The organism is Clostridia bacterium (assembly GCA_012840125.1).
Taxonomy (GTDB): Bacteria; Bacillota; DULZ01; order DULZ01; family DULZ01; genus DULZ01.
Window position 1 is genome coordinate 61,124 of the sequence record DULZ01000022.1, and the last position, 23,283, is coordinate 84,406.

At 55.6% G+C, this 23,283-nt stretch carries 18 protein-coding genes, 1 tRNA gene and 1 pseudogene; 16 read left to right on the plus strand and 4 right to left on the minus strand.

The features are described 5' to 3' along the window. Positions 1-63 precede the first annotated feature (63 nt). Positions 64-1,197 (plus strand): amino-acid racemase, encoded by a 1,134-nt coding sequence (locus tag GXX34_02215; protein ID HHW06344.1) that lies wholly within the window; start codon positions 64-66, stop codon positions 1,195-1,197. Positions 1,198-1,427: 230 nt separating this feature from the next. Continuing rightward, positions 1,428-2,612, plus strand: a complete 1,185-nt coding sequence (locus GXX34_02220; GenBank protein HHW06345.1) for a multidrug efflux MFS transporter — start codon at positions 1,428-1,430, stop codon at positions 2,610-2,612. A gap of 38 nt (positions 2,613-2,650) precedes the next feature. On the opposite strand, the gene GXX34_02225 is transcribed toward GXX34_02220, so the two are convergent. Next, the gene (locus GXX34_02225; GenBank protein HHW06346.1) at positions 2,651-3,808 is read right to left on the minus strand and encodes a beta-lactamase family protein; all 1,158 of its coding nucleotides are present in this window, start codon (positions 3,806-3,808) and stop codon (positions 2,651-2,653) included. 334 nt (positions 3,809-4,142) lie between these two features. Here GXX34_02225 and GXX34_02230 point away from each other — a divergent pair, with 334 nt between their 5' ends. Genes GXX34_02230 through GXX34_02250 form a run of 5 tightly spaced genes read left to right on the plus strand, consistent with a single transcriptional unit; the run spans position 4,143 to position 6,392 of the window. Continuing rightward, complete coding sequence (locus tag GXX34_02230; protein ID HHW06347.1) at positions 4,143-4,622, plus strand: hypothetical protein; 480 nt, start codon at positions 4,143-4,145, stop codon at positions 4,620-4,622. A 22-nt stretch (positions 4,623-4,644) separates the two neighbouring features. Next, complete coding sequence (locus tag GXX34_02235; protein HHW06348.1) at positions 4,645-4,989, plus strand: GIY-YIG nuclease family protein; 345 nt, start codon at positions 4,645-4,647, stop codon at positions 4,987-4,989. 56 nt (positions 4,990-5,045) lie between these two features. Continuing rightward, positions 5,046-5,654: a hypothetical protein gene (locus GXX34_02240; protein ID HHW06349.1), complete on the plus strand. Its 609-nt coding sequence runs from the start codon at positions 5,046-5,048 to the stop codon at positions 5,652-5,654. Positions 5,655-5,682: 28 nt separating this feature from the next. After that, entirely contained in the window at positions 5,683-5,871 is a 189-nt protein-coding gene (locus tag GXX34_02245; protein ID HHW06350.1) for a hypothetical protein, read from the plus strand. A 26-nt stretch (positions 5,872-5,897) separates the two neighbouring features. Beyond that, a complete protein-coding gene (locus GXX34_02250; GenBank protein HHW06351.1) occupies positions 5,898-6,392 on the plus strand; it encodes a cupin domain-containing protein in 495 nt (164 codons plus the stop codon). 41 nt (positions 6,393-6,433) lie between these two features. Here the strand turns inward: GXX34_02250 and GXX34_02255 are convergent, their stop codons facing one another. Together GXX34_02255 and GXX34_02260 are read right to left on the minus strand one after the other, a co-directional pair. Continuing rightward, positions 6,434-6,667 (minus strand): hypothetical protein, encoded by a 234-nt coding sequence (locus GXX34_02255; GenBank protein HHW06352.1) that lies wholly within the window; start codon positions 6,665-6,667, stop codon positions 6,434-6,436. After that, a pseudogene (locus GXX34_02260) lies at positions 6,667-6,759 on the minus strand (hypothetical protein). Before GXX34_02260 ends, GXX34_02255 begins: the two are co-directional and overlap by 1 nt. A gap of 378 nt (positions 6,760-7,137) precedes the next feature. Here GXX34_02260 and GXX34_02265 point away from each other — a divergent pair. From GXX34_02265 to GXX34_02300, 8 genes are all read left to right on the plus strand, one after another. Further along, entirely contained in the window at positions 7,138-7,620 is a 483-nt protein-coding gene (locus GXX34_02265) for a metal-dependent transcriptional regulator (protein HHW06353.1), read from the plus strand. A 161-nt stretch (positions 7,621-7,781) separates the two neighbouring features. Next, positions 7,782-8,141, plus strand: coding sequence for an AbrB/MazE/SpoVT family DNA-binding domain-containing protein (locus GXX34_02270; GenBank protein HHW06354.1), 360 nt, complete (start codon positions 7,782-7,784; stop codon positions 8,139-8,141). 180 nt (positions 8,142-8,321) lie between these two features. Then, on the plus strand, positions 8,322-16,883 hold the full coding sequence (locus GXX34_02275) for a glycosyl transferase (protein HHW06355.1): 8,562 nt from the start codon (positions 8,322-8,324) through the stop codon (positions 16,881-16,883). A gap of 217 nt (positions 16,884-17,100) precedes the next feature. Beyond that, positions 17,101-17,529 carry a hypothetical protein gene (locus tag GXX34_02280; GenBank protein HHW06356.1) on the plus strand — a complete coding sequence of 143 codons (429 nt, stop codon included), beginning with the start codon at positions 17,101-17,103 and terminating at the stop codon, positions 17,527-17,529. 28 nt (positions 17,530-17,557) lie between these two features. Then, the gene (locus GXX34_02285) at positions 17,558-17,989 is read left to right on the plus strand and encodes a rubrerythrin family protein (protein ID HHW06357.1); all 432 of its coding nucleotides are present in this window, start codon (positions 17,558-17,560) and stop codon (positions 17,987-17,989) included. A gap of 157 nt (positions 17,990-18,146) precedes the next feature. Further along, a complete protein-coding gene (locus tag GXX34_02290; GenBank protein HHW06358.1) occupies positions 18,147-20,315 on the plus strand; it encodes an ATP-dependent RecD-like DNA helicase in 2,169 nt (722 codons plus the stop codon). A gap of 65 nt (positions 20,316-20,380) precedes the next feature. Further along, positions 20,381-20,908, plus strand: coding sequence for a signal peptidase I (lepB, locus tag GXX34_02295; protein HHW06359.1), 528 nt, complete (start codon positions 20,381-20,383; stop codon positions 20,906-20,908). Positions 20,909-20,997: 89 nt separating this feature from the next. Next, positions 20,998-21,996 carry an ammonia-forming cytochrome c nitrite reductase subunit c552 gene (locus GXX34_02300; protein HHW06360.1) on the plus strand — a complete coding sequence of 333 codons (999 nt, stop codon included), beginning with the start codon at positions 20,998-21,000 and terminating at the stop codon, positions 21,994-21,996. A gap of 47 nt (positions 21,997-22,043) precedes the next feature. On the opposite strand, the gene GXX34_02305 is transcribed toward GXX34_02300, so the two are convergent. Then, complete coding sequence (locus tag GXX34_02305) at positions 22,044-22,901, minus strand: chemotaxis protein (GenBank protein ID HHW06361.1); 858 nt, start codon at positions 22,899-22,901, stop codon at positions 22,044-22,046. A gap of 196 nt (positions 22,902-23,097) precedes the next feature. Between GXX34_02305 and GXX34_02310 the strand changes: the two genes are divergently transcribed. Then, positions 23,098-23,173: transfer RNA gene (locus GXX34_02310), tRNA-Ala, on the plus strand. Positions 23,174-23,283: the final 110 nt, after the last annotated feature.

Sequence of the window (23,283 nt, forward strand, 5' to 3'; positions counted from 1 at the left end):
ATCTATGTAAGCTGCTCCCGTGAGGTATGTAAAGCAAGCCCGATTCATTAGGAGGAATGGAATTTGCAAAAGTCGGAACTGCAAACACCTGCCATCTTGGTTGACCTGGACATCCTGGCCGGTAATATAAAGAGATACCAAGCCTTGTGCAACAAGAACGGCAAGCAGCTCTGGCCCATGGTGAAAACCCACAAGAGCACGGAAATTGCCGCCCTGCAGCAGGATGCAGGAGCGACCGGCTTTCTTTGCGGCACTCTGGATGAGTGTGAGGGCCTTTGCCGGGCAGGGATGACGCATATCATGTACGCCTACCCGGTGGCAGGCAGTGCCAATATCAAGAGAGCCATTGAGCTTGCCAAGAAGTGCAACTTCATCATCAGGATTGACAGTTTAGACGGCGCCAGGAGGATCAACGAGGCCGCCCAGAAGGCGGGTATCCAAATCAACTATACTATTATTATTGACAGCGGGCTTCACCGTCTAGGCATCCCGCCGGAGCATGCCGCAGACTTTGCCAAGGCATTGAAGGACTTAACTAATTTGGCCTTTAAAGGCATCTCCACTCATCCCGGCCATGTCTACGCGGCCTCCGGTGAGTGGGATTTGGCCAAGTATATCCAAGATGAGAAAGCCGCTGTTGCAAAAGCCGTGGCGAAGTTAAAAGAGGCCGGTTTTTCCCCGGAAATAGTCTCCAGCGGTTCCACGCCTACTTTCGCCGGTGCCGTAGAGGATCCAAACATCAATATCCTGCACCCCGGCAACTATGTATTCCACGATTACATCCAGATGTCCCTGGGAGTTGCCCGGGAAACGGACTGCGCCCTTTCGGTATTAACGACGGTTATTTCTTACCCGGCGGCGGAGCGTTACATCTGTGATGCCGGTGCCAAATGCTTGGGTTTGGATAAGGGTGCCCACGGCAATACTGCCGTCCAAGGCTATGGCTATATTAAAGGCCATCCCGAACTGGCCCTGATCAGCCTGTCCGAGGAAGTGGGCAAGATCCGGTCAGCAGGCCCTACGGGAATCAAGGTAGGCGACCAATTGGAGATCATCCCCAATCATGCCTGTTCCGCCGCCAACCTGACCGGCTATCTCATCGGCTGCCGGGGAGAGAGGGTGGAGCGGGTTATCCAGGTGGACCTGAGAGGAAATTCAACGCCGAAAAACGTGCCGGAGTTTTTGGGGCATCAGTAAGTATGATTGCCCGGCAGCCGTTTCCGGCCGGGGAGGTTCAAACCAGAGTATCAAAAAGGTACCCATGGTAATGTTTTTTGTGAATAGTTAGGGGAGCTAAACTTATCATTGCAATGGCATGATAAATGGTTCACAATAGATAGCAGGAGTACCTGCCGGGGGAATAGCCCCATGGACTCCTAGTACGATTTTGGGCCAACAACAGCAAAAGAAATCGAAGGGATCAATAGATGGAGCAGTGGCAAAAGAACTTATACGTCATGGTGGCAGTACAGTTCGTAATGATGGCGGGAGTCAACATCGTCGTTCCTTTTCTTCCCCTTTTTGTGGGGCACCTGGTGACGGCAGGCCCGGCAGTTGTTAGGAGCTGGTCGGGTCTGCTGATTGCTATCCATTCCTTGTTTGCTGCTTTGTTATCCCCCGTCTGGGGCAGCTTGTCGGACCGGTGGGGCCGAAAGCCCATGGTGGTCAGGGCTTGTCTTGCCGTGGCCGTGTGTACCTTCTTGATGGGCTATGCGCAAAATGTGTATCAACTCCTGGTCTTAAGAATCCTGCAGGGCTGTTTTTCCGGGTTTTCCGCGGCGGCTCTGACACTGGTGGCTTCCCAGACCGAAGAAACCAAACTGGGCTATGCTTTAGGTTTACTCCAGACAGGTCAGGTGCTGGGGGTTTTGGTGGGACCATTGCTGGGAGGACTGTTGGCCGACTTGTTCTCCTACCGGGATACATTTCGGGTTACCGGCTTGATGTCTTTAGCCGCCGGGATAGCTGTGATCCTGCTGGTCAAGGAAAGATTCACGGCCAAAGAGGAGGAGGGCAGGGCCCATTTCCTGCAGGAACTGGCCGCCTGCTGGCACTTGCCTATCATTCAAGTGATGTTCGTGGTCTTGTTTTTCACCCAGTTGAGCATCCGGATGGTGGAGCCCATTATGTCCCTGTTTGTGGAAAGCCTGGTCAGTGGAGAGGCTTTGGTGGCCACAGTGACCGGGCTTGTCTTCTCCGTAACCGGGCTGGCCCAGTTCTTGAGTTTGCCTGTCATTGCCAGGAAGAGCGACAGTTGGGGATATCGCCGGGTCCTAATCATTTGCTTGCTGGGCGGTGCCATGGCCTATTTCCCCCAAGCCCTGGTGGGAAGTATCACCGCTTTGCTGGCGTTCCGTTTCATTTACGGCCTCTTTCTGGGAGGTACGGTACCGATGATTAATGCTCTCATTGGCTTGCTGACCCCTGCCGAGCACAGGGGGCAGGTCTACGGGCTCACGTCCAGTGCCTTTTTCCTTGGCGGCTTTATCGGACCCTTAACGGGCGGTTTCTTGGCTGCTCACTTAGGATTTCTGCCGGTGTTCTTTTTCATTTCAGCCTTGCTGGTGATCAATACCGTGCTGGTGATCAAAAAGGTGCCCCAGTCAGCCTGATCAGCAACAGGACTGGTGATTGGCCCCGGAGCCAATCTTTACAACGGTGCCTGCATCGTTTTCACGATGGTGCGTAGCAAGCGCGCCTGGTCGAGGAGAGAAACGTTGCCAAGAAAGGCGATGTAGTAGTCTTTATCGGGACAATAGAAAGCTGCCGCGCCAAAACCCGGGATGGTACCGGTATGACCGATTAGGACATCGCCTTCAACCACCAGCCTGCGCAGGCCCAGCCCGTAACCTGACTGGGCGGGAATATCCTCATCGGTGAAAGGCTCGAATTCCATCATCTGCTCCAGCGCTGCCGGGCTGATGATCCGGCCGGTGAATAACCCTTGCAAAAAACGGCTTACATCCGCAGCATTCGCCGCTATGCCGCCGGCGGCATAGGCCGTACTCGCCCAACCCCGGTTATCGGGCTTAATCTTGTTGATGCCCAAGGGGAACAGGTCCCGGTCGTAACCGGTGATCAACAATTCCGGGGGCCGGGCTTCGGGTAGAATATATGTGTTTTGGAGCTGAAGGGGAGTCAGGATGAAGTCCTGGAGCAACTCCCCGTATTTTTTTCCCGTCACTTGCTCCGCCAGCAATCCCAACAGGAAATAATTCGAGTTGGAATAGTAATGCTTTTCTCCCGGCGCGAAATACGGGTTTCCTTTGATGATATATTGATAGATGGCATCCGGCTCCCAGTGCTTGCGGGGAAGAAAAGTTGTTGTTAACAGAAGGGGCCAGTTTTCCGTATAGTTGTAGATGCCGCTCGTATGATTCAGTAATTGCTTGACGGTGATGTCTTGCGCATGGTGAAGATCGGGGAACCAGGCATCTATCGTCGTGTCCAGGGAAAGAAGCCCTTCTTCGCAGAGTTTCATAATGATGGTGGCAGTATAGATCTTGGTGACGCTGCCTACACGCAAGAGATGGCCGGGCGTAATATTCGTGGTCCGGTCATAGTCTACCGTTCCCAGGGCCAAATCCCATGCTTCCCCCCGGCGTATCACCGATACCTGCAGGCCGGGTATGCCTAATTCGTTTAAATCCTGCAGCAAGCTATGGTACAGGTTTCCCTGCCACTCATTTTCAATCCATGGACCCGGTTCATGAGTATATACAGTTAACCGGTTCTTTTGCGGCCAGAACGATAGGCTCACGATCCCAATCAGGCACACAAGCATCACCGGGATAATTCTTCGTTTCATAACCATGCCTCGCTTTCCGCTCTCTCCGAAGGCTTATTTCTTGCTCCCTCGCCGGGAAGTTTTTCGTGGGCGTTACTTACATAATTATAACACGATTATAACATGATTCCTTTTCCATGCCTCGTTGTTTGGGTGCCGGAAGAACGGGGCTTTTCCCGGGCATGGATGGGTTATGGCGGTCGCCGGCGGTGCAAGGCGGCAGTTTTTCGTGAAACTGTGGTGATACCGTTGACATGGATGCTGCCCATCGGGTAAGATTAAATCAGTAATTTACTAATTAACTAAATTACTCAACCAGTAAATAAGCGCATGGGATGCTGAAGGAGGAAAAGCCGTGAAAATACCCACTACCCTTAAACACAAACCGGTCATCGTAGTAGAAAACTACGAAAACGTAGACGGGCGCTATGCCTATCGCTCCGATGCCAAGGGGCTTTCCGTGGGCTTGGCCCAGTGGAACGACCGGGGCAAAGTAGATATTTCAGCCAAAGTTTGGCGCCATACCGGGGAAAAGTGGTCCCGGCAGTCGGAGGAGCTGCCTTTACACCGGGTACTGGATTTGGCCATTTTGGTGACGAGAACCCTGCTGCATTTTCGTGAAGCATACCGGTATGAGCACCTGTATGATAAGGCAAACCCGGTGATCGACCGGGTAGGGCTGCAGGGGGATGCCATGACCGTGGCCGTTTGTACTGACAATGAAAAAATCGATGAGGACATCAAGCTGTTCCGCCAGGCCTTAAGTCAGGATGATGAGCTCATCGGGGAACGCCTCCACACCCTGGCCAGGATCCTGAAAGAAATGGGATACTAAAGACTGAAAGAAGGTGCAGCCTTTGGACCGTAAAAAGCAGTTGAAGGAGCAGTTTAAGAGCATGAAGCCTGCAATGGGCATCATGATCATCCGCTCCAAAGTCGGCAATAAGTGTTTCCTGCAGCCCACCCAAAACCTGCGGGGTGCCATCAACAGCACCAGGTTTAAACTGGACGCCGGCATTCATCCCAACCGTGCCCTCCAGCGAGATTGGCACCAGTACGGGGCGGACAGCTTCGCCATCGAAGTCCTGGCAGAGCTGGAATACGACCGGGATGAAACCAAAACGGATTACACTGAGGAATTAGCCATCCTGCAGATGATCTGGGAAGAGAGATTGCTGAAAGAAGACATGGAGTTCTATTAGGCGGGAACAATCCGGCTGTGATCCCAGTCCTGAATGGGGAGGGGGATCAAAGATCAATGAAAAGAATAGGCATGTTAATACTGGCTGCCGGTCTGGCGGTGTTGGCCGTCGCCTGCGGTCATGGCGGTGGCGGTTTGCCGCCCCATGAAGCACAGGAAGAAAGCGGTATTCGGACCGTTACCGGCTGCGACCTGGATGAAACCCGGCAGCCCAGCGTGGCGGGTATCTGTCTCGGGGATCACAAAGATAAAGTGAAGGAGCTGCTGGGCGGCGACTTTACGGAGATCCCCTACGCCGAAGCAGGGCATTTTGATGAGCCCTATGTCCTGTGGGAGTATCCTGCAGGGTACAGTATTGCCATCGGCCGGACCTCCGGCCGGGTCCTGCAAATTGCTGCCACCGCGCCGGGAGCCGGGACCAATTTGGGCGCTCGAGTGGGGGATAGGGCAGGGGAGGTTTTGGCCCTGTACCGGGCGTCCTACGAAGAGCCGGTCAGTATCCACGGGGGAGACTTACCGGGCGTTTTTAAAGTGGAAAACGGGCAAGCCGTGATTTTTGATTTCAACATGGAAGACGGGCTGGTGAACCCTGCCGGTGTAGAGCCGGAAGGGGTGGTGGAAAGGATTGTTTTGACCTATCCGGTGTACCTGGATGATTCTTTTTAGCCGGTCATAAATAAGGAGACGGGATGGTGTGGTGATATACCCCCTTTCCATGACCCTGAATGCCGGTCATGCCGGGTGTCAATTCTCCGGGGGAGAATATCAACCTACTATCCCGTCTTTTTGTGTTCTTGTCTCGCAGGCAGGGGCAGCCAGGCATCATCATGATGCCGCGGGTGTGGCACCCCTGCTGGGCGACCGGCGTATCATGATTATATAACCAGATATTAGAAAGGATGGGTTAAAATGCATAACTACCATGGATCCGGCTTCCCGCCTTCGGGATGGGTATATCCTCCCTATCATGGAAAAGGGAAACCGCCTTTACACATACGGGATCAGGGGCCGAACCCTTTTACCGTTAATATCGAGGAGATGGTCCTGCAAAACAACTATTTCCGGGTGGCCCTGTGGACAGGTAACCATCTCCAGCTGACCCTCATGAGCATCAATGCCGGGGAAGACATCGGGTTGGAGATGCATCCCGATACGGACCAGTTTATTCGTATTGAACGCGGTCAAGGCCTGGTGGTGATGGGAGACAGCAGGGAAAACTTGAACTTCCGGCAGCGGGTCTATGATGATTACGTCATTTTCATTCCCGCCGGGAAGTGGCATAACCTCATCAATACCGGCCGCACTCCTTTGAAGCTGTATTCCATTTATGCCCCGCCGGAACATGCCTGGGGCACCGTACACCGCACCAAAAAAGAGGCGGAAAAACACCACCAGGGCTATTAACCCGGCGAGAAACCGGTAGATCCTCACACCGGTTTTCAGGCCTACTTGGTTAATTCTTCCGTTTCCTTGCACAGCTCCTGTACCTGACCCGCGATGCTCACACCGATTTCCGCCGTGGCATTAACGGCATGATCCAGTTGGCTGAATACTTGTTGAATCGATTTGAGATGGCGGTTAAACAGGTTGAATTTTTCTCCCATTTCCCGTAGGAAATCGTTGTTTTGCTTGGCTCCTTCCGCGGACTTGACTGCCGGCTTGCCTACTTCATGGGCCACACCGAAAATCCCCGGCCCGCTTCGCCGGCCCGGGCCGCCTCGATGGAAGCATTGAGGGCGAGGAGGTTGAACTGGTCTGCGATGCTTTCGATCTGGCGGATGATGGTCTGGGAATTATGCATCAGGCGCTGGATATCCTGGGAAGCCGCCGGCAAATCATTGACCCGGCGGTTCACTTCCGCCACACCGGCCGACACTCCTGCCGGGTGGCCGGACAGCTTTGCGTTGGCCGCCGTCCTGGGCGATGATGATGGATAAGCTTTCTGCGCCGGTCGGAACACCCTCGCGGCTTCAACTTAATTCCGTGGGGTTTGGTCAGCCACCGGGGGGGGGTGATCCGGGCAGCGGGAGCGGGGGAGCACGATGATGTACCCGAACATTTGCCACCGAGATGCTTAAGATGTATAATAGACAAAAGAACAACTTGAAAGGTGCAGCGGCCTTTTCAGGATGAATGGGAGGGAAAAGAGATGGCGGGATACTCCCAGTCGGAAGAAGACTATCTAGAAGCTTTGTATATTATCGGCATGGAAAACAAAGTCATCCGGGTCAAAGATGTGGCTCAAGCTCTCAATGTGAAGATGCCTTCCGTTGTCGCTGCCATTAAATCCCTGGCGGAAAAAGGCTTAGTGGAAAAGGAAAAGTACGGCCATATTGAGCTGACCAAGGAAGGAGAAGCGGTGGCCCAGGATGTTTATGCCAGGCACCAGATGCTTTATGCCTTCTTCCATGAGATCTTGGGGCTGTCCCCCGAGGTGGCCGAAGAGGATGCGTGTAAGGTTGAGCACTATTTGTCCCCGGAAACCAGGGAACGGTTGATGCATATGGTGGAGTACGTGCGTGCCTGCAAGGATGACGAAGTCAAGTTCTTGGACCGGTTTATGCATTTTGTAAAAACGGGTGAAAAGCCGGGACCTTGCGAAGGCTGCCGGCTGGCGGCAAAAGGAGAATAACAGGAACGATTAACTTCACTCTTTCGGCAGGGTGAAGTTAATTTATTTTTCGACAAAACCTCCAATTCTTAGTGATTTCTTGCGGCAGGAGATAGGCGGAGCAGCCAGAATAGTCTAAAAGTGTTTGCTTTAATTCACTGCCGCCGAGGAGGCGGTTCAGGTTGAGAGGGGTGGTTCCGGTATCATTGAAGAGCCGCATGGACTTTCATCATCTTGCACCGGGGGTGGGAGAAATTTCACAGTCAGTCAATTATTTGGGCCAATTAACCCTCCAAAAAGGCCAATACCTCCAGATCCCATCCGGGATCAGGGATAAGTTGGACCTAAAAGCAGGAGACAGCTTGGCCATCGAGCTGGAGGGAAACACCATTGTCCTTAAGCCGGTTGCGGAACCGTCGGCAGACCGTTCCGTTAAGCATAATATCATTGTTTTCCCATGTGTGGGAAAGTCACGGGAGCCGTTGATCAAGGTTCCTGTACATAAAACACCGGACGAGAACGAAATCAATAAAGTCGGTTAGAGCGAGGGTCGTGCCCCTCGCTTTGCTTTTTCCTCAACCCTCCTGTGATGCATATTGGTGCCACGCCAGGGGAAGAATGATAAGGCTTTCCTCTATGACCATGTGATCAAAGGCGAGTATACAGGAGGGGTTGAGTCGTATATGGAACTCGTGCTTGGCTTCATCACTGCGGTGGTACTCATGCTGTTACGACGTGCCTGGGATAAGCCCGGGCCCTTAGGAGAGCTGAGAGACGTGCCGCTGGACCCGGAAAGGCTCAAGCGCCATGCGGCCGATGTGGCCAAATCCCACGGTACCGAACCCCGCCTCAACACTGCCAGGATCCTGTTAAGACGCTTGGACGCCAACTACGACAGGATTTCGGCGGTTTATCAATACCTGCATGAAAAAGCCAACACCGGCCGGCAGATGTCGCCGGCCTCGGAATGGATCTTGGATAATTATTACCTGATCGAGGAACAGGCAAAGGCAGCCAGGCAGGAATTGAACCGGGAAAGATTGATCAAACTGCAGGTCCTGGACCGGGGCTACCTGAAAGGCTACCCTCGCATCTATGGCATCGCCCTGGAACTGCTCAGCCACACCGACGGGCGGCTGGAACAAAAGGATATTACCGGTTTTGTGGCCGCCTACCAGGAGCACCGGGTATTGACCCAAACGGAAATATGGTCTTTGCCCTTAATGCTCAAGGCGGCTTTACTGGAATATACCAGGTATTTGGCCGATAAGGTGTATGAGACGGAAAAGAAATGGGATGAAGCCCACCGCATTGCCCGTTTGCCGGAAGAAGAACGCATGCCCGCCGTGAAAGCGGTGCTGCAGGGCGCCCCGGCGAACCATCACGGCGCTTTCGTGATGGAGCTCTCAAGGCAGCTCCGGAGCCAAGAGAAAGAGGACCCCTTGGAGAATTTCCTGGCCCAGCACTTCCTGGATTTAGGCACTACCCTGGACCGGGTCATTGAGCAAGAGCACTACGAACAAGCCGCCAGGAAAGTGTCCATAGGCAACGCCATTATCAGTTTAAAAACCATTTCCCTGTTGGACTGGGAGACCATCACCGCCTCCCTGAACCGGGTGGAGCAGCTTCTCCTCCATGATCCGGGTCAGGTTTATGCCGGCATGGACCAGGCCTCCAAGGCCTATTATCGCCATCAAATCAGCCTGCTGGCCCGGAAGTTACGGATGCCCGAGACCCGCGTCGCCCGGGTGGCCGTGGGTTTGGCCAAGCAAGCCTCCGGTCAAGATCCCCGGACCACCCATGTGGGGTACTACCTGGTTGGGGAAGGCCGGGGACGGCTGGTGGCCGCCCTGCGCGGCCAGAATCCGGCGGCCGGGGGGCGGCAGATGTCGCCGGCCTGGTATACCGGGAGCATTGCCCTCGTCACCGGCCTCCTCCTGGTGGCGGTGGGCCGGTATGCCTATGCCTGGGCCGGGGGAAGTTGGGCAGCGGCCCTGGTGGCGGTGGCGGTCGCCCTGCTGCCGGCCGGCGACGTGGCTGTTTTCCTGGTGAACCGGTTGGCCTGCCGCTTGGTGAAACCGGCCTTTCTCCCGAAACTGTCCCTGGCGGAGGGCATTCCCCCGGCAATGGCCACCATGGTGGTCATTCCCAGTTTATTGCCCAGTGAAGAAAAAGTGACGGAACTGCTGGAGCGGCTTGAAACTTACTACCTGGCCAACCGGGAGGACAACCTCTATTGCGCCCTGGCCGGGGATTTGAAGGATGCGGCGGAGCCCAGCTTGCCTGAAGACGAGAGGATCAGGGAAGCGGGGCTCAAAGGGGTGGAAAGGCTGAACCGGCTTTACGGCGGCGGGAAAGAGATTTTCTTTTACTGCCAGAGGGAACGGAGATTGTGTCCCACCCAAGGCCGCTATACGGGTTGGGAACGGAAAAGGGGAGCCCTGGTGGAATTTAACCGGCTCCTTTTAGGCGCCGGGGATACTACTTATACTACGGTCTCGCCCGGTTTGGAGCAATTACAAGGGAAAATCAAATATGTCATTACCCTGGACGCCGACACCCGCTTGACCATGGATGCGGCCAAGAAGCTCATCGGCACCATGGCTCACCCGCTGCATCAACCGGCAGTGGACCGGGAGCGGGGGACGGTGGTTAAGGGTTACGGCTTGATCCAGCCGAGAATCGGCATCGGCATCGAAAGCGCCCATCAATCGGTGTTCACGCGCCTCTTTGCCGGCAGCGGCGGCATCGATCCTTATACCACCGCCGTCTCCGATGTCTATCAAGACCTGTTCGGTGAAGGAATTTTTACCGGCAAGGGCATTTACGACCTGCAGGTGTTTCATCAACTGCTGGCTGATGCCATCCCGGACGGCTGCGTGTTAAGCCATGACTTGCTGGAAGGAAGCTATCTCAGAGCCGGCCTGGCGACGGATATTGAGCTCATCGACGGGTATCCGGGCAATTACGGCTCTTTCGCCGCCAGGCAGCACCGCTGGGTGCGGGGGGATTGGCAGCTCTTGCCCTGGCTGGGCAGGCGGGTGAAGAACCGGCAGGGCAGGGTGATTCCCAACCCCTTGTCCGGTTTATCTAAATGGAAGATCTTTGACAACCTGCGGCGGAGTACGGTGCCCGTCGGGCAGTTAGTCCTGATTTTGCTGGGTTTCGGCTGGCTGCCCGGGCATCCCCTGTTCTGGCTCGGCCTGGCGCTGCTGCCCTATTTCATCTCACCCCTGGCCGGGCTGGTGGCGGGACTGTTCACTCTTAGGCCCGGGCGGGCCTGGCAGGATGTGCAAAATGCTTTCCTGCAAGGCTTAGTTTTAACGGCTTTCCTGCCCCACCAGGCCTGGCTGGCGGTGGATGCCGTCACCAGGACTCTCTACCGGGTGCTGGTTTCCCGCAAGTTTTTGCTGGAATGGGTGACAGCGGCCGAGGTGGAAAAATCCATGCGGAATGACCTGCCGGGTTATGTGCGCCGCATGAAGGCCGGGATCATCTTTGGGGTGGGCATCTTGGTTTTAGCGGCTGCGGCCCGCCCGGCTTACTTGGTTTATGCCGTGCCCCTCGGAGTCCTCTGGGCCTGCTCGCCCTGGCTGGGGTATCAAATCAGCCGGCCCCTGAAGCCGCCGCGAACCGTTTTGGCAGAGGAAGACATCAAACTGGTTCGCCGGTTGGCCCGGCGTACCTGGGCTTATTACGAGGATTTTGCCAATGAAGAAAATAACTACTTGCCGCCGGACAATTACCAGTTGGACCCGCCCAACGGGTTGGCCCACCGCACTTCGCCCACCAACATCGGCTTCTTGCTGCTGTCGGTGGCGGCGGCCCGGGATTTTGGCTATATTACCACTTCCGATTTTGTGGACCGGGTAAGCAAGACCTTGTCCACCATCGATAAGCTGGAAACCTGGCGGGGCCACTTGTTCAACTGGTATCACACCAAAACCCTGGAACCCCTGCGCCCCTTTTTTATCTCCACGGTGGACAGCGGCAACCTGGCCGGGTACCTGCTGGTGACGGCCAAGGCCGTGGAGGAGTATCTCCATAAACCTCTCTGGGGGCGGGAACTGTTCCAAGGACTCCGGGATACTTATGAACTGGCCTTTCCGGGAAGGGAATCCTTGGAGCCGGAATTTGCCGGTGAAACCGGGACCCCGTCGCCCTCTCACCTCCTGGACCGGCTCTTGAAACTAAAGGAAGAACTTCCCGCCGGGAAGCCCTGGCAGCAGAAATTCCATCACCAGGTGGACCTGTTCCGGCAGGAAGTAGAGAAACTGCTGCCCAACAGGGAAACGGTGGAGCTCTTATGGTCCGCCGGGCAGGAAGCTGCCGTGGATGAAGTAGCCGGAGCTTTAGCCCTATTGAACGCAGGAGCCGCTCCGGTGGAACTGGCGCAGGTTTATCACAGGCTGCTTGATCTCTTGCCCCGGCTGGAGTTGGAAGACCGGGAAGCCTGCGCCGGGGAACTGCGCCGGGTCCTCGCCAACACGGAGGGCCTCATCCGCCAGATGGAGAAAACGGCGGGGAGGCTTTATGAACTTTTTGCCCAGATGGATTTTCGTCCCTTGTATGACGACCGTCATGACCTCTTCGCCATCGGCTATGACAAAGAGGAGGAAAGACTCACCAACTCCTACTATGACCTGCTGGCTTCCGAAGCCCGGCTTACCAGCTACCTGGCCATTTGCAAGGGAGAAGCGCCGCAAAAGCACTGGTTTAAACTGGGCAGAGCCTTATCCGAGGTGGAGGGTCGCCGGGGACTGGTCTCCTGGACCGGCACCATGTTTGAGTACTTGATGCCCAGCCTGGTGATGAAGCATTATCCCCATACCTTGCTGGACCAGACCTACCAGACAGCTCTGCTGGCGCAGGAACTCTACGGGGAGAAAAGGCGGGTGCCCTGGGGCACTTCCGAGTCCGGTTACTATGCTTTTGACCTGCAGCTGAATTACCAGTACAAGGCTTTCGGGGTACCGGATTTAGGGCTCAAAAGAGGACTCATTGAAGACATGGTGGTGTCCCCCTATTCCACCATGCTGGCCTTGCCTTTTATTCCCCACAAAGCCCTGGCCAACCTGAGGCGATTACTGGCCGACGGGTTGGAAGGGGAATATGGGCTTTACGAAGCCGTCGATTACACCCCGGAAAGGCTGCCTGCCGGCGAGAAGCGGAAAATCGTCCTGAGCTTCATGGCCCATCACCAGGGCATGAGTTTGGTGGCCATGGATAATCTCTTGCACGGGCAAATCATGCAGCGCCGTTTCCATGCCCATCCCCTGGTCAAAAGCGGCGAGATCCTCCTGGAAGAAAAGGTACCGGCCCGGGCCATTATCACCAAGGATTATAAAGAAAAAGTGGAGCCCCTGGAGGAACAGCCCAAACCGGCGGCGCAGCCGGTCCGCACCTTCGAGCTGGAACCGCGCCGGCTTTTGCCCCGCTGTCACATCCTATCCAACGGCCGTTACTTTTTAATGATGACGGACCGGGGTCTGGGCTACAGCCGGCGGGAAGGAGTGCAGCTGACCCGCTGGCGAAGGGACAGTCTTTTAGGCGGGTACGGGTTCCATGTCTTTCTCAAATGCCTGCAGACCAACAAGGTCTGGTCCGCCGCTTATGAACCCTTGCGGGAGGAACCGGACAGCTACCAGGTCACCTTTGCCCTGGATAAAATCACTTTCACCCGGGTCGATGACCTGCTGACCACCCACACGGAAATCGTGGTGGCTCCGGAAGATGATGTGGAGATCCGCCGGATGACCGTTGCCAATAACAGCCGGGAAGATCTGGTCTTGGAAGTGACCAGCTACGGGGAACTGGTTTTGGGTGACCACTTGGGGGATATAGCCCACCCGGCTTTTAGCAGCCTGTTCGTGAAGACGGAGGCGCTGCCGGAAGAAGCCATCCTTTTGGCTTCCCGCCGGCCGCGAGCTCAGGGGCAGCCCTCCCACTGGGCGTTCCATACCCTGGTGGTGGAAGGAGAGGTCCTGGGCCAGCTGCAGTACGAAACGAGCCGGGGCAACTTCCTGGGGCGCAACCGCACCGTCCACAATCCCCAGGCCCTAGAGAAGCCCCTCGGGGGCAGTACGGGTACGGTGCTGGATCCCATTTTCAGCCTGCGGCACCGGGTACGGGTGCCGGCGGAAGGAGCCGTTACCATCACCTGGCTCTTCGGCTACGGGGAAAACCGGGAACAGGCGCTGGCATTAGCCCGCAAGTACCGGAAAGGGGAAATGCGCCTCAGGGCTTTTGAGATGGCCCAATCCCGGAGCCAGATCGAAGCCAATTTCCTGGCTTTAACGGCGGAAAGAATTGCTCTATACCAGGATTTGATTCCCTACTTTCTATTTCACAACCCCTTGCGGGTCAAACATGGGCATGAAATCGCCCAAAACCGGAAAGGCCAGCCGGCCCTTTGGGCGTACGGCATCTCCGGGGATCATCCCCTGGTCCTGGTCACCGTCGCCACCCGGGAAGGCATCGGTCCGGTCCGGGAAATGTTGAAAGCCCATGAATACTGGCGCATGAAAGGGCTCACCGTGGACCTGGTGATCCTAAATGAAGATCAAAGCCAGTACTTCCAGCCCCTGCAGGAACTGCTGCAGGAGACGGTGGCCGTGGGGTATGCCAAGCACTGGTTGGACCGGCCGGGAGGAATTTTTCTCCGCCAGGCCCGGGTCATGCCCGGTGAGGACCGGCAGCTTCTGTACGCGGTGGCGGCGGTGGTCATTGATGCCGGTAAACCCCTGGCCGCCCAGCTGCGGCTGCCCCAGCGGGAACTGCCTCCCAGGAAGCAGTTCGTGAAAGCCGCCCTTCCCTATGAAAAACAGGAGGAACCCCTGGACCTGCAGCTGTGGAACGGCTACGGGGGCTTCAGTCTTGACGGCAAGGAATACGTGATCCGGCTGCGGGAGGGTACCACCACCCCGGCACCCTGGATCAACGTCGTTGCTAACCCTGGTTTCGGTTTCCAGATCTCCGAAAGCGGGGCCGGGTTCACCTGGGCGGAAAACAGCCGGGAAAACAAGCTCACCCCCTGGTCCAATGATCCCGTTTCGGATCCGGTGGGGGAAGCAGTCTACCTGCGGGACGATGAGACCGGGGCGCAATGGAGCATCACGCCCCAGCCCCTGCGGGACGATGCCCCGTATACGGTCCATCACGGATTAGGCTACACCCGTTTCCATCATCACAGCCGGGGTCTGGATCAGGAGCAGATTATGTTCGTGCCCCTCCGGGATCCCGTAAAAATCACCCTGGTGCGTTTAACGAACCGGACCCCGGAACAACGGCAGCTCAGCTTGTACTATTATTTGCGGCCGGTGTTGGGGGTGACCGATGAGGTGACGGCACCCCATATTGTGACCGGCTATGATGAGGCGGAGCAGGTTATCTCCGTCCGCAACCCGTACAACACCGATTTCCCCCAGCGCATTGCTTTTGCGGCGGCATCGGAACCTATCGCTTCTTACACCGGAGACCGCTTAGAGTTTATCGGTCCCGGGGGCACCCTGGCGGCGCCGGAAGCCCTTACACGAGAGCACCTGTCCAACCGGGTGGGCGCCGGTTTGGATCCCTGTGTGGCGGTGCAGCTTCCAGTGCACCTCCAACCGGGAGAGCAGAAGGAGATCGTCCTGTTGCTCGGGCAGGCGGGCACCTATGAGCAGGTGAAAGAAATTGTGGGCCGGTACAGGGACGTCCAGGCGGTGCAGCATGCGTTACAGGAAGTGCGGTCCTACTGGGAGACCACCCTGGGGGTTATTCAGATCAGGACTCCCGATCCTTCCATGGACCTGTTGATGAACTGCTGGCTCATGTACCAGAATATCGCCTGCCGCCTGTGGGCCCGTTCCGGCTTTTACCAGTGCGGCGGGGCCTACGGCTACCGGGACCAGCTGCAGGACAGCTTGAATGCCATCTATATCTCCCCGGAGTTGACCAAGAGGCAGTTGCTCTTGCATGCGGCCCATCAGTTTAAAGAAGGCGACGTGCTGCACTGGTGGCATCCTGGCGCCGGGGACCGGGGAGTCCGCACCCGGTTTACCGACGACCGGCTGTGGCTGCCCTATGTGCTCCTGGAATACCTGGAGCGCACCGGGGATTACGGCATCTTGCACTTGGAAGCCCCCTATTTGGAAGGGGACGAACTGCCGCCGGGAGAGGACGAAAGATACTTCACGCCCCGCTTGTCCATGGAAACCGGCACCCTCTACGAACACTGCCTGCGGGCTATTGAGATCAGCTTGAAATTCGGCCGCCACGGGCTACCCCTGATAGGCTCCGGTGACTGGAACGACGGGATGAGCACCGTCGGCAACCGGGGGCAAGGGGAAAGCGTCTGGCTGGGCTGGTTTATCTATTATATCCTGAAGAAATTTGTACCCGTCTGCCGGCGGATGGAGGATGAAGAACGAGCCCGCCGGTATGAGGAAATAGCCTTCAAGCTGGGGGAAGCGCTGGAAAGAGAAGGATGGGACGGCGCCTGGTACCGGCGAGCCTACTTTGATGACGGTACACCTTTAGGTTCCGCCGTCAACAGTGAATGCTCCATAGACTCCCTGGCCCAGTCCTGGGCGGTGATTGCCGGAAACCGGCGGGTCGAACGGCGAGAGACCGCCATGGCGGCGGTGGAACAAAACCTGGTGGACCGGGATTTGGGCCTGATCAAGCTCTTCACCCCGCCCTTTGAAAACGGGGATCTGGAGCCCGGCTACATTAAAGGCTATGTGGCCGGGGTCAGGGAAAACGGCGGCCAGTACACCCATGCCGCCGCCTGGGTGATTAAGGCCTTCGCCATGCTGGGGCAGGGAGACAAAGCCGGGGAACTCTTTCACATGATCAACCCCATCAACCATGCCCGTACCCCCATCGAGTGTACGGTTTACAAGGTTGAGCCTTATGTGGTGGCGGCGGATGTGTACAGCGTCAGTCCCCAGGCCGGTCGGGGCGGCTGGACCTGGTATACCGGAGCCGCCGGGTGGATGTACCGGGTGGGGCTGGAAGACATCCTGGGCTTCCGGGTCCAGGGGGACAAGCTGTTTCTCAATCCCTGCGTGCCCCGGAACTGGCCCGGTTTTGAAATCAACTACCGCTACGTCAACACGTGTTACCATATTGTGGTGGAAAACCCCCACGGGGTTAACGGCGGCGTGAAGGAAATCATCCTCGACGGGCAGCCGGTGACCGGCGGGGTGCCGCTGGTGAATGACGGGAAGACCCACCGGGTCCAAGTGGTGCTGGCGGGGTCCCGTGCTCCCGCCGGTGCGGGCGGAAAAAGCAAGAGTTAGAATGTCCAAGGCCGGACTGTTTCCCGGGAAATAGTCCGGCCTTTCCTGTTACCTCCCTTAAATATTGAAGGAAAAATAAAAATTTCTTTAAAAAGTTGTGAACATGAAGGGTAAATAATAATTAGCGCGAAAAAACCATTAATGTGTCGTAAAGAAATTATTGATAATAATAATTATTATTGATAAAATATATCGTGGAAAGGAGGTCCTGGTACCGGTGTCCAAAGGGATTGATTACGAAGGTTTGATTGGAGAAATTGAAAAATGCTGCCTGCAATGTGACGAATGTGAGCATGACGGGTGCCTGATCGGGTATTGCAAGAAGAATTTAATGACCGCCTTGAAGAACAACGATGATTTCATTCCTAACGGTTTGACCGGTCTTCCCTACGGGGATGTTAAAGTATACCAGGAGCAGAGCATCATCGACTTTGTGGGTTTCTTGTTAAACCAGTGCCGCAACTGCCATGTCTACCATGATGAGGACTGCATCGTCAACATCGTCCGGTCGGCCCTGGAAGTGATTTTGGTCGGGGAGCCCCAGGAATACGGGGGCAGCAACGTCAAGTACTTAAGTGAACTGCAGAACGTCAATCCCGAATTGGCGGCCAAAGTGCTGAAGGCATTTCAAGACAAAAAGAAATAAAAAAGGAACAAACAAGGGGGTTATTTGGATGGAGAAAAGAGAATTGACGGTGGAAAACGTCACCGGTGAAACCAAGGGCACGGAGCTGGAAAGGGTGGTCAAGCAAAACTTTACCGGTGAAACCACTGAAGCCGGTCTGTACCTGGCCATGGCCAGGCTGGCCCAGCGGGAAGGCTATCCCGAAATCGCCGAAGTGCTAAAAACCATTGCTTGGGAAGAAGCAGAGCATGCGGCCCGCTTTGCCGAGTTGAACGGCATGATTCAAGATAACCTGTGGGAGAATCTAAAAGAAATGCTCGAGGGGGAAACCTTTGCCAATAAAGGGAAAAAAGAAGCCGCCGACAAAGCGGCGGCTCTGGGATTGGAAACGGCCCGGGACTATTTCAATGAATCCGCTAAAGATGAAGCACGGCATGCCCGGATGCTGGAGGGCATCTTGAACCGGTATTACCGCGGCTAGTTGAGCCGGCACCGAAAAACTGAGCCCGCCATGAGGTGGGCTTTTTTTTGTCAAGAAGGTGGCTGGTATGCTCCGGGAGTTGGTGGGGCAGGATTCATGGGTGCCCGCTGCGAATTTTTATATGTTGCAGCAAGAGCTGTGGCCGGAGGTGGAAGGCATGGAAGCAACTGTTCTGACCGGTACCGTAAAACATATCGTCTATCAATCCGAGGACGGCACCTTCACCGTGGCTCGTTTCAAGACCGGTGAGGAGACCATCACCATTGTCGGTGCCCTTTGCGGGGTCCAGAAAGAGCAGGAGCTCCGCATCTGGGGCACGCCGAAGACTCATCCTAAATACGGGGATCAGCTCCAAGTGGAACGGTTTGAAGTGCTGCTGCCTTCCGGCCGGGAGCAGCTGATCGATTACCTGGTTTCCCATGTCAAACACGTGGGTGAGAAAAGAGCCGCCGCCATCGTCGAGGCATTAGGGGAAGAATGCCTGAAAGTCATCGTGGAACAAGGGCCCGGCGCCCTGGCGGGGGTGCAGGGGATTAGTGAGGAGCTGGCGGCGGAAATCTACCAAACCCTGGCCAACAACCTGGAACTCCAGTATGTATTGTCCGCGCTGCTGCCCTACGGGCTGACCGCCAATATGGTGGTAAAAGCCTATCAAGCGTGGGGCTTTAGCGCTGTGAGTGCCGTCAAGGAGAATCCTTATTTACTGGCGGAGATTACTTCCATCGGCTTTTTCCGGGCGGACCTTATTGCTAAGAACCTGGGGATCCCGGCCGATGCCGCCATCAGGCTGCAAGCGGCTTTAAAGCACCTGCTGATGGAGGCGGAAGGACAAGGTCATTGTTTCTTGCCCAGGGAGGAGCTGTTGACGCGGATGCAGTCTCTCCTCAACCAAAGAGATGAGACTTTGCGGCACAAACACCGGGAGGCACTGGAGGTGCTGCTGTTTAACCGGGAACTGGCGGGAGAGGGGGATAGAGTGTACCTGCGGCGCCTCTATGAGGCGGAGGAAAGAGTAGCCCGGCAGGTCAAAAGGCTGTGCTATCCCAAGCCCACGGCGTCGCCGGAAAAAGTCCTGGAGTGCGTGGAACTATATGAAGCGGAAACCGGCCTCGCCCTGGCGGAGGAGCAGATAGCCGCGGTGCGGGCGGTGATGGAAACGGGGCTTTGCATCCTGACCGGCGGCCCCGGGACGGGCAAGACGTTAACCGTCAACGCGGTCATTACGGTGCTGCGCATGCTGCAGGAAGACGCTAAAGTAATCCTCGCCAGCCCCACCGGTCGGGCCAGCCAGAACCTGGCGGAGGTGACCGGGGAGGAGGCGGGCACCATCCACCGGCTCCTGGGGATTCGCCCGGGCGAAGGCCTGGAGCATGATGCCTCCAACCCCTTGGACTGCGATCTGCTGGTGGTGGATGAGGTGTCCATGCTGGATATTTCCCTGGCAGCCATGCTGTTTGACGCCGTAGACCCGGTGAAAACCCGGGTGCTGCTGGTGGGCGATGCGGACCAGCTGCCCAGTGTGGGACCGGGTAACGTCCTCCAGGATTTGATTGCAGCCGGGGTCCCCACTGTGCGGCTCAGCCACATTTTCCGGCAAGCGGCTTCCAGCCAGATTGTCAGCAACGCCCACCGGGTCAACCGGGGGGAAAGCTTGATCATTGACCCCGGCAAAGGAGACTTCTATTTTCTAGAGCATGACGATCCGGAGGCTATCGCCCTCATCATTAAGAAGGCGGCCTTGAAGTTTCTGGAACTGGGGTACGGTCTCAAGGACCTGCAGGTGCTGTCCCCCATGCACAAGGGGCCCATCGGTACCAAAGCCCTGAACCGGATTTTGCAGGAAGCATTAAACCCGCCCCATCCCCAGGCCAGGCAAGTGCAAGTGGGACAGGAGGTGTACCGGGAAGGGGACCGGGTGATGCAGCTCAAGAATAATTACCAGAAACAAGTCTTCAACGGGGATGTGGGCTTCATTAGAGAGATAGTCTTGCCCGATCCGGAAGCGGGACTGGATTTGGAAGTGCTGGTGGAAATACGGGGGGAAATGGTGCCCTATACCAGGGATGAGATTTTAGAGGAGTTGTCCCTGGCCTACTGCATGACGGTGCACAAAGCCCAGGGGGGAGAAGTGCCCGTTGTGATCATGCCGGTCAGCACCCAGCATTACATCATGCTGGCCAGGAATCTGCTATATACCGCCATTACCCGGGCCAAAGAGAAAGTGGTACTGGTGGGCACCAGGCGCGCGCTGGCCAGGGCTATCGCCAACAACAAAACGACCCTCAGGTATACCGCACTGGCGGAGAAGATACGATCATTTGCCTAATTGCTTGACGGGGCAAAAAGTATTACAATTTTAAAGGAAAAGTTTGCTAGCAGCCTAAGGAGGTTTTGCGGGTGCGGTCTAAGAGTATATGGCGCGACTGGATTCTACCATTAATCGTGGCCGTGGTCCTGGCGCTGACCATTAGAACCTTTGTGGCGGAAGCCAGGTATATCAATTCCGAATCCATGGTGCCTACTTTGCGGGTTAACGACCGGGTCTTTGTGGACAAGATATTTTATAAAATGAAGGGCATCGAAAGGCAGGATGTTATTATCTTCGCCCCGCCGCCCCAAGCCCATACCAGGGACGACTACATCAAGCGCGTCCTCGGCCTGCCCGGTGATGAAGTGGAAATCAGGGACGGGATGCTGTTCATCAACGGGGAAGCGGTGGAAGAAATCTATCTCGCGGAACCCATGGAAGGGAGCTACGGGCCGGTGGTGGTGCCGGAAGGACAGTTCTTCGTACTGGGGGACAACCGGAATAATTCCAGTGACAGCCGGGCCTGGGGATTTGTGCCCATAGAAAACGTCAAAGGGAAAGCCATCCTGCGTTTCTATCCCTTCGAACGCTTCGGCATCTTAAGTAAATAGCTGAAATTAGTATAAAGGCCTCCTCATTCATTCATACTAAAGAAAAGTAAGGTATGCAATGCAATGGAAAGGAGGCATTTATTATTTTTATGCGCAGGAAACTATGGCTCTTGTTTTTTGTATTAGTGCTCTTGATCCCCTTAACTGTGGGCTGCCGGCAAGCGGCGAATGAGATCCGAGAAGAGCAGCAGCAAACGGAAGAGCAGCAGCAGGAAGACCATACCCAGGCCATCCGGGAGGAATGGTCCAAGAGCGCCCATGCGGTGGCGACCAATGCCCAGGAGGAGAATTCGCCGGCCAAACGAGATGAATGCATGAGATGCCATAATGGCCAGGCTTATGTCAAGCAGGTTACCTCCGCGGATGAGTTGAATGTGGATGAACCGGTGGGACAGGATTGTGATACTTGCCACAGCGGTCATGGTAAAGAGGTCTGGGCCTCTGGTCTGGTAACACTGCCGGCGGGGGAAGTCAGGGATGGGGGCGGTGCTCTTTGCATGGATTGCCACAATGCCCGCAAAACCCCGGATCCGGAGAACCGACCTGCCCCTCACTCTTCCGCGGAAGCAGATATTGTGATTGGTACCAACGGCTATCATGTGGAAGGAGTTACTTACAGCTCGTCTCCCCATACGGCGGTCAAAGACACTTGCTTTGGCTGTCACATGGCCGATTTAGGCGGGGGCTATCCCAGCCATACCTTTAAAGCCGATGTGAAGCCTTGCCAATCCTGTCACCAGGGCATCAGCGACATCAACATGAAGGCGAAAGCTGACTATGACGGGGACGGCTCCATCGAAGGTTTCCAGGAGGAAGTAGACGGTTTACTGAAGCTCTTGCATGACACCATCGAAGCGGAACTGGACGGGGGTACTTTCTCCACCGGTCACGGGCAGATCGTCTTTACCGATAAAGACGGCAATGAAATGAGTGAAGTGTCACCGGACCTGTATCATGCTGCCTGGAACTATTACCTGGTGATGAATGACGGCAGCAGGGGTATTCACAACCCCGTTTACGTGGTACAGCTGCTGCAGCAATCCGTCCTCATGTTGGGCGGGGACCTAAAGGACGCCAAGCAGTTGTAAATGAGAAAGGGCTGCTTTTATGCAAGCAGTCCTTTTTTTTGCCGGTGCTAGGAGATTAAACCGGCAATGAGGCGGTTGATTTCATCAATATGCTGGGTGATGAGCTGCAGGTTGTGGGATTGTGCTTCCGTGGTTTTAGCGTTTTGCTGCAAGCCGCCGCTGATTTCCGTAATCACTTGCGTGATCTCTGTTAAAATGGAAGTGATTTCGGAGGTGGAACGGGCGCTGTCCCTAGCCAGCTTCCTGATCTCTTCCGCCACCACGGAAAAGGCCCTCCCGGCGGCACCGGCCCGCGCGGCTTCTATGGAGGCGTTAAGGCCCAAGATATTGGTTTGGTTAGCGATGTTGTTAATGAAATCCAGGACCTTCCCGATCTTGCTCAGCTTTTCTTCTGCCGCCAGGGCAACTTCTTCCATGGATTTGGCGGTGGCGGCGATTTCTTGTGCCGCCGAGGCCAGGTCCTCTAAATTGGAGGATACGGCTTGGATTTTGGCGGCCACGTCATTAGTGACGGCCCTGGCTGCCTGCTCATGCAGGGTTTTGGCGTAATTAGCCTCGGCGTATTTGGCCCCGATGAGGCAGATAGGTTTTACCACTTCGGGATCTCCTGTGCAGGATACGACACCGACTCGTTTGCCTCCTACGATAATGGGAAAGTTCCACCCGGGACGCAAAAGAGGGTTCTTGGCGGCCATTTCTTCGGTGACGACGGCGGAATCCATTTTGCCGGACAGGATGTCAGCCGCGACAGGGTGATAGTTGCCCAGGCGTTCCTTGGCGGTGGTAGCGATGATTTTTCCCCCTTCGCCCATGACATGGATGGGGTAGCCGGTGGCGGAGTGGAGCAGGTCTACAATTTGGTTGGCTAATTCCAATGGTATGTAGCGGTGAGTGTTGTCGCTCATTTATCGGCCCTCCTAGGTGTTACTAAGCTATTATAATTATACGCGCTTTATCCTAATCCCTTTTTGTTATATAAATTATAAATTGTTCCCTGAGTGCACCGGGCCCCGGGGGCAAAAGAAATTTTTTCAACCTCTTGCATTTCCGTGATAATGTGCTATAATTAATGATGTCTCACGCAGGCAAAACCATATACGTGGGCGAGTAGCTCAGTTGGGAGAGTACCTGAATGGCATTCAGGGGGTCGTGGGTTCAAGTCCCATCTCGTCCACCATTACCTACATGTATTGCAGGGTCTACTACCCTGCAATCTCGCTTTATAAACCACTTTTGCGCGAAAAAGTGGTTTTTCTTTTGCAAGCTATGCTTTTTTCTGAAAATTTT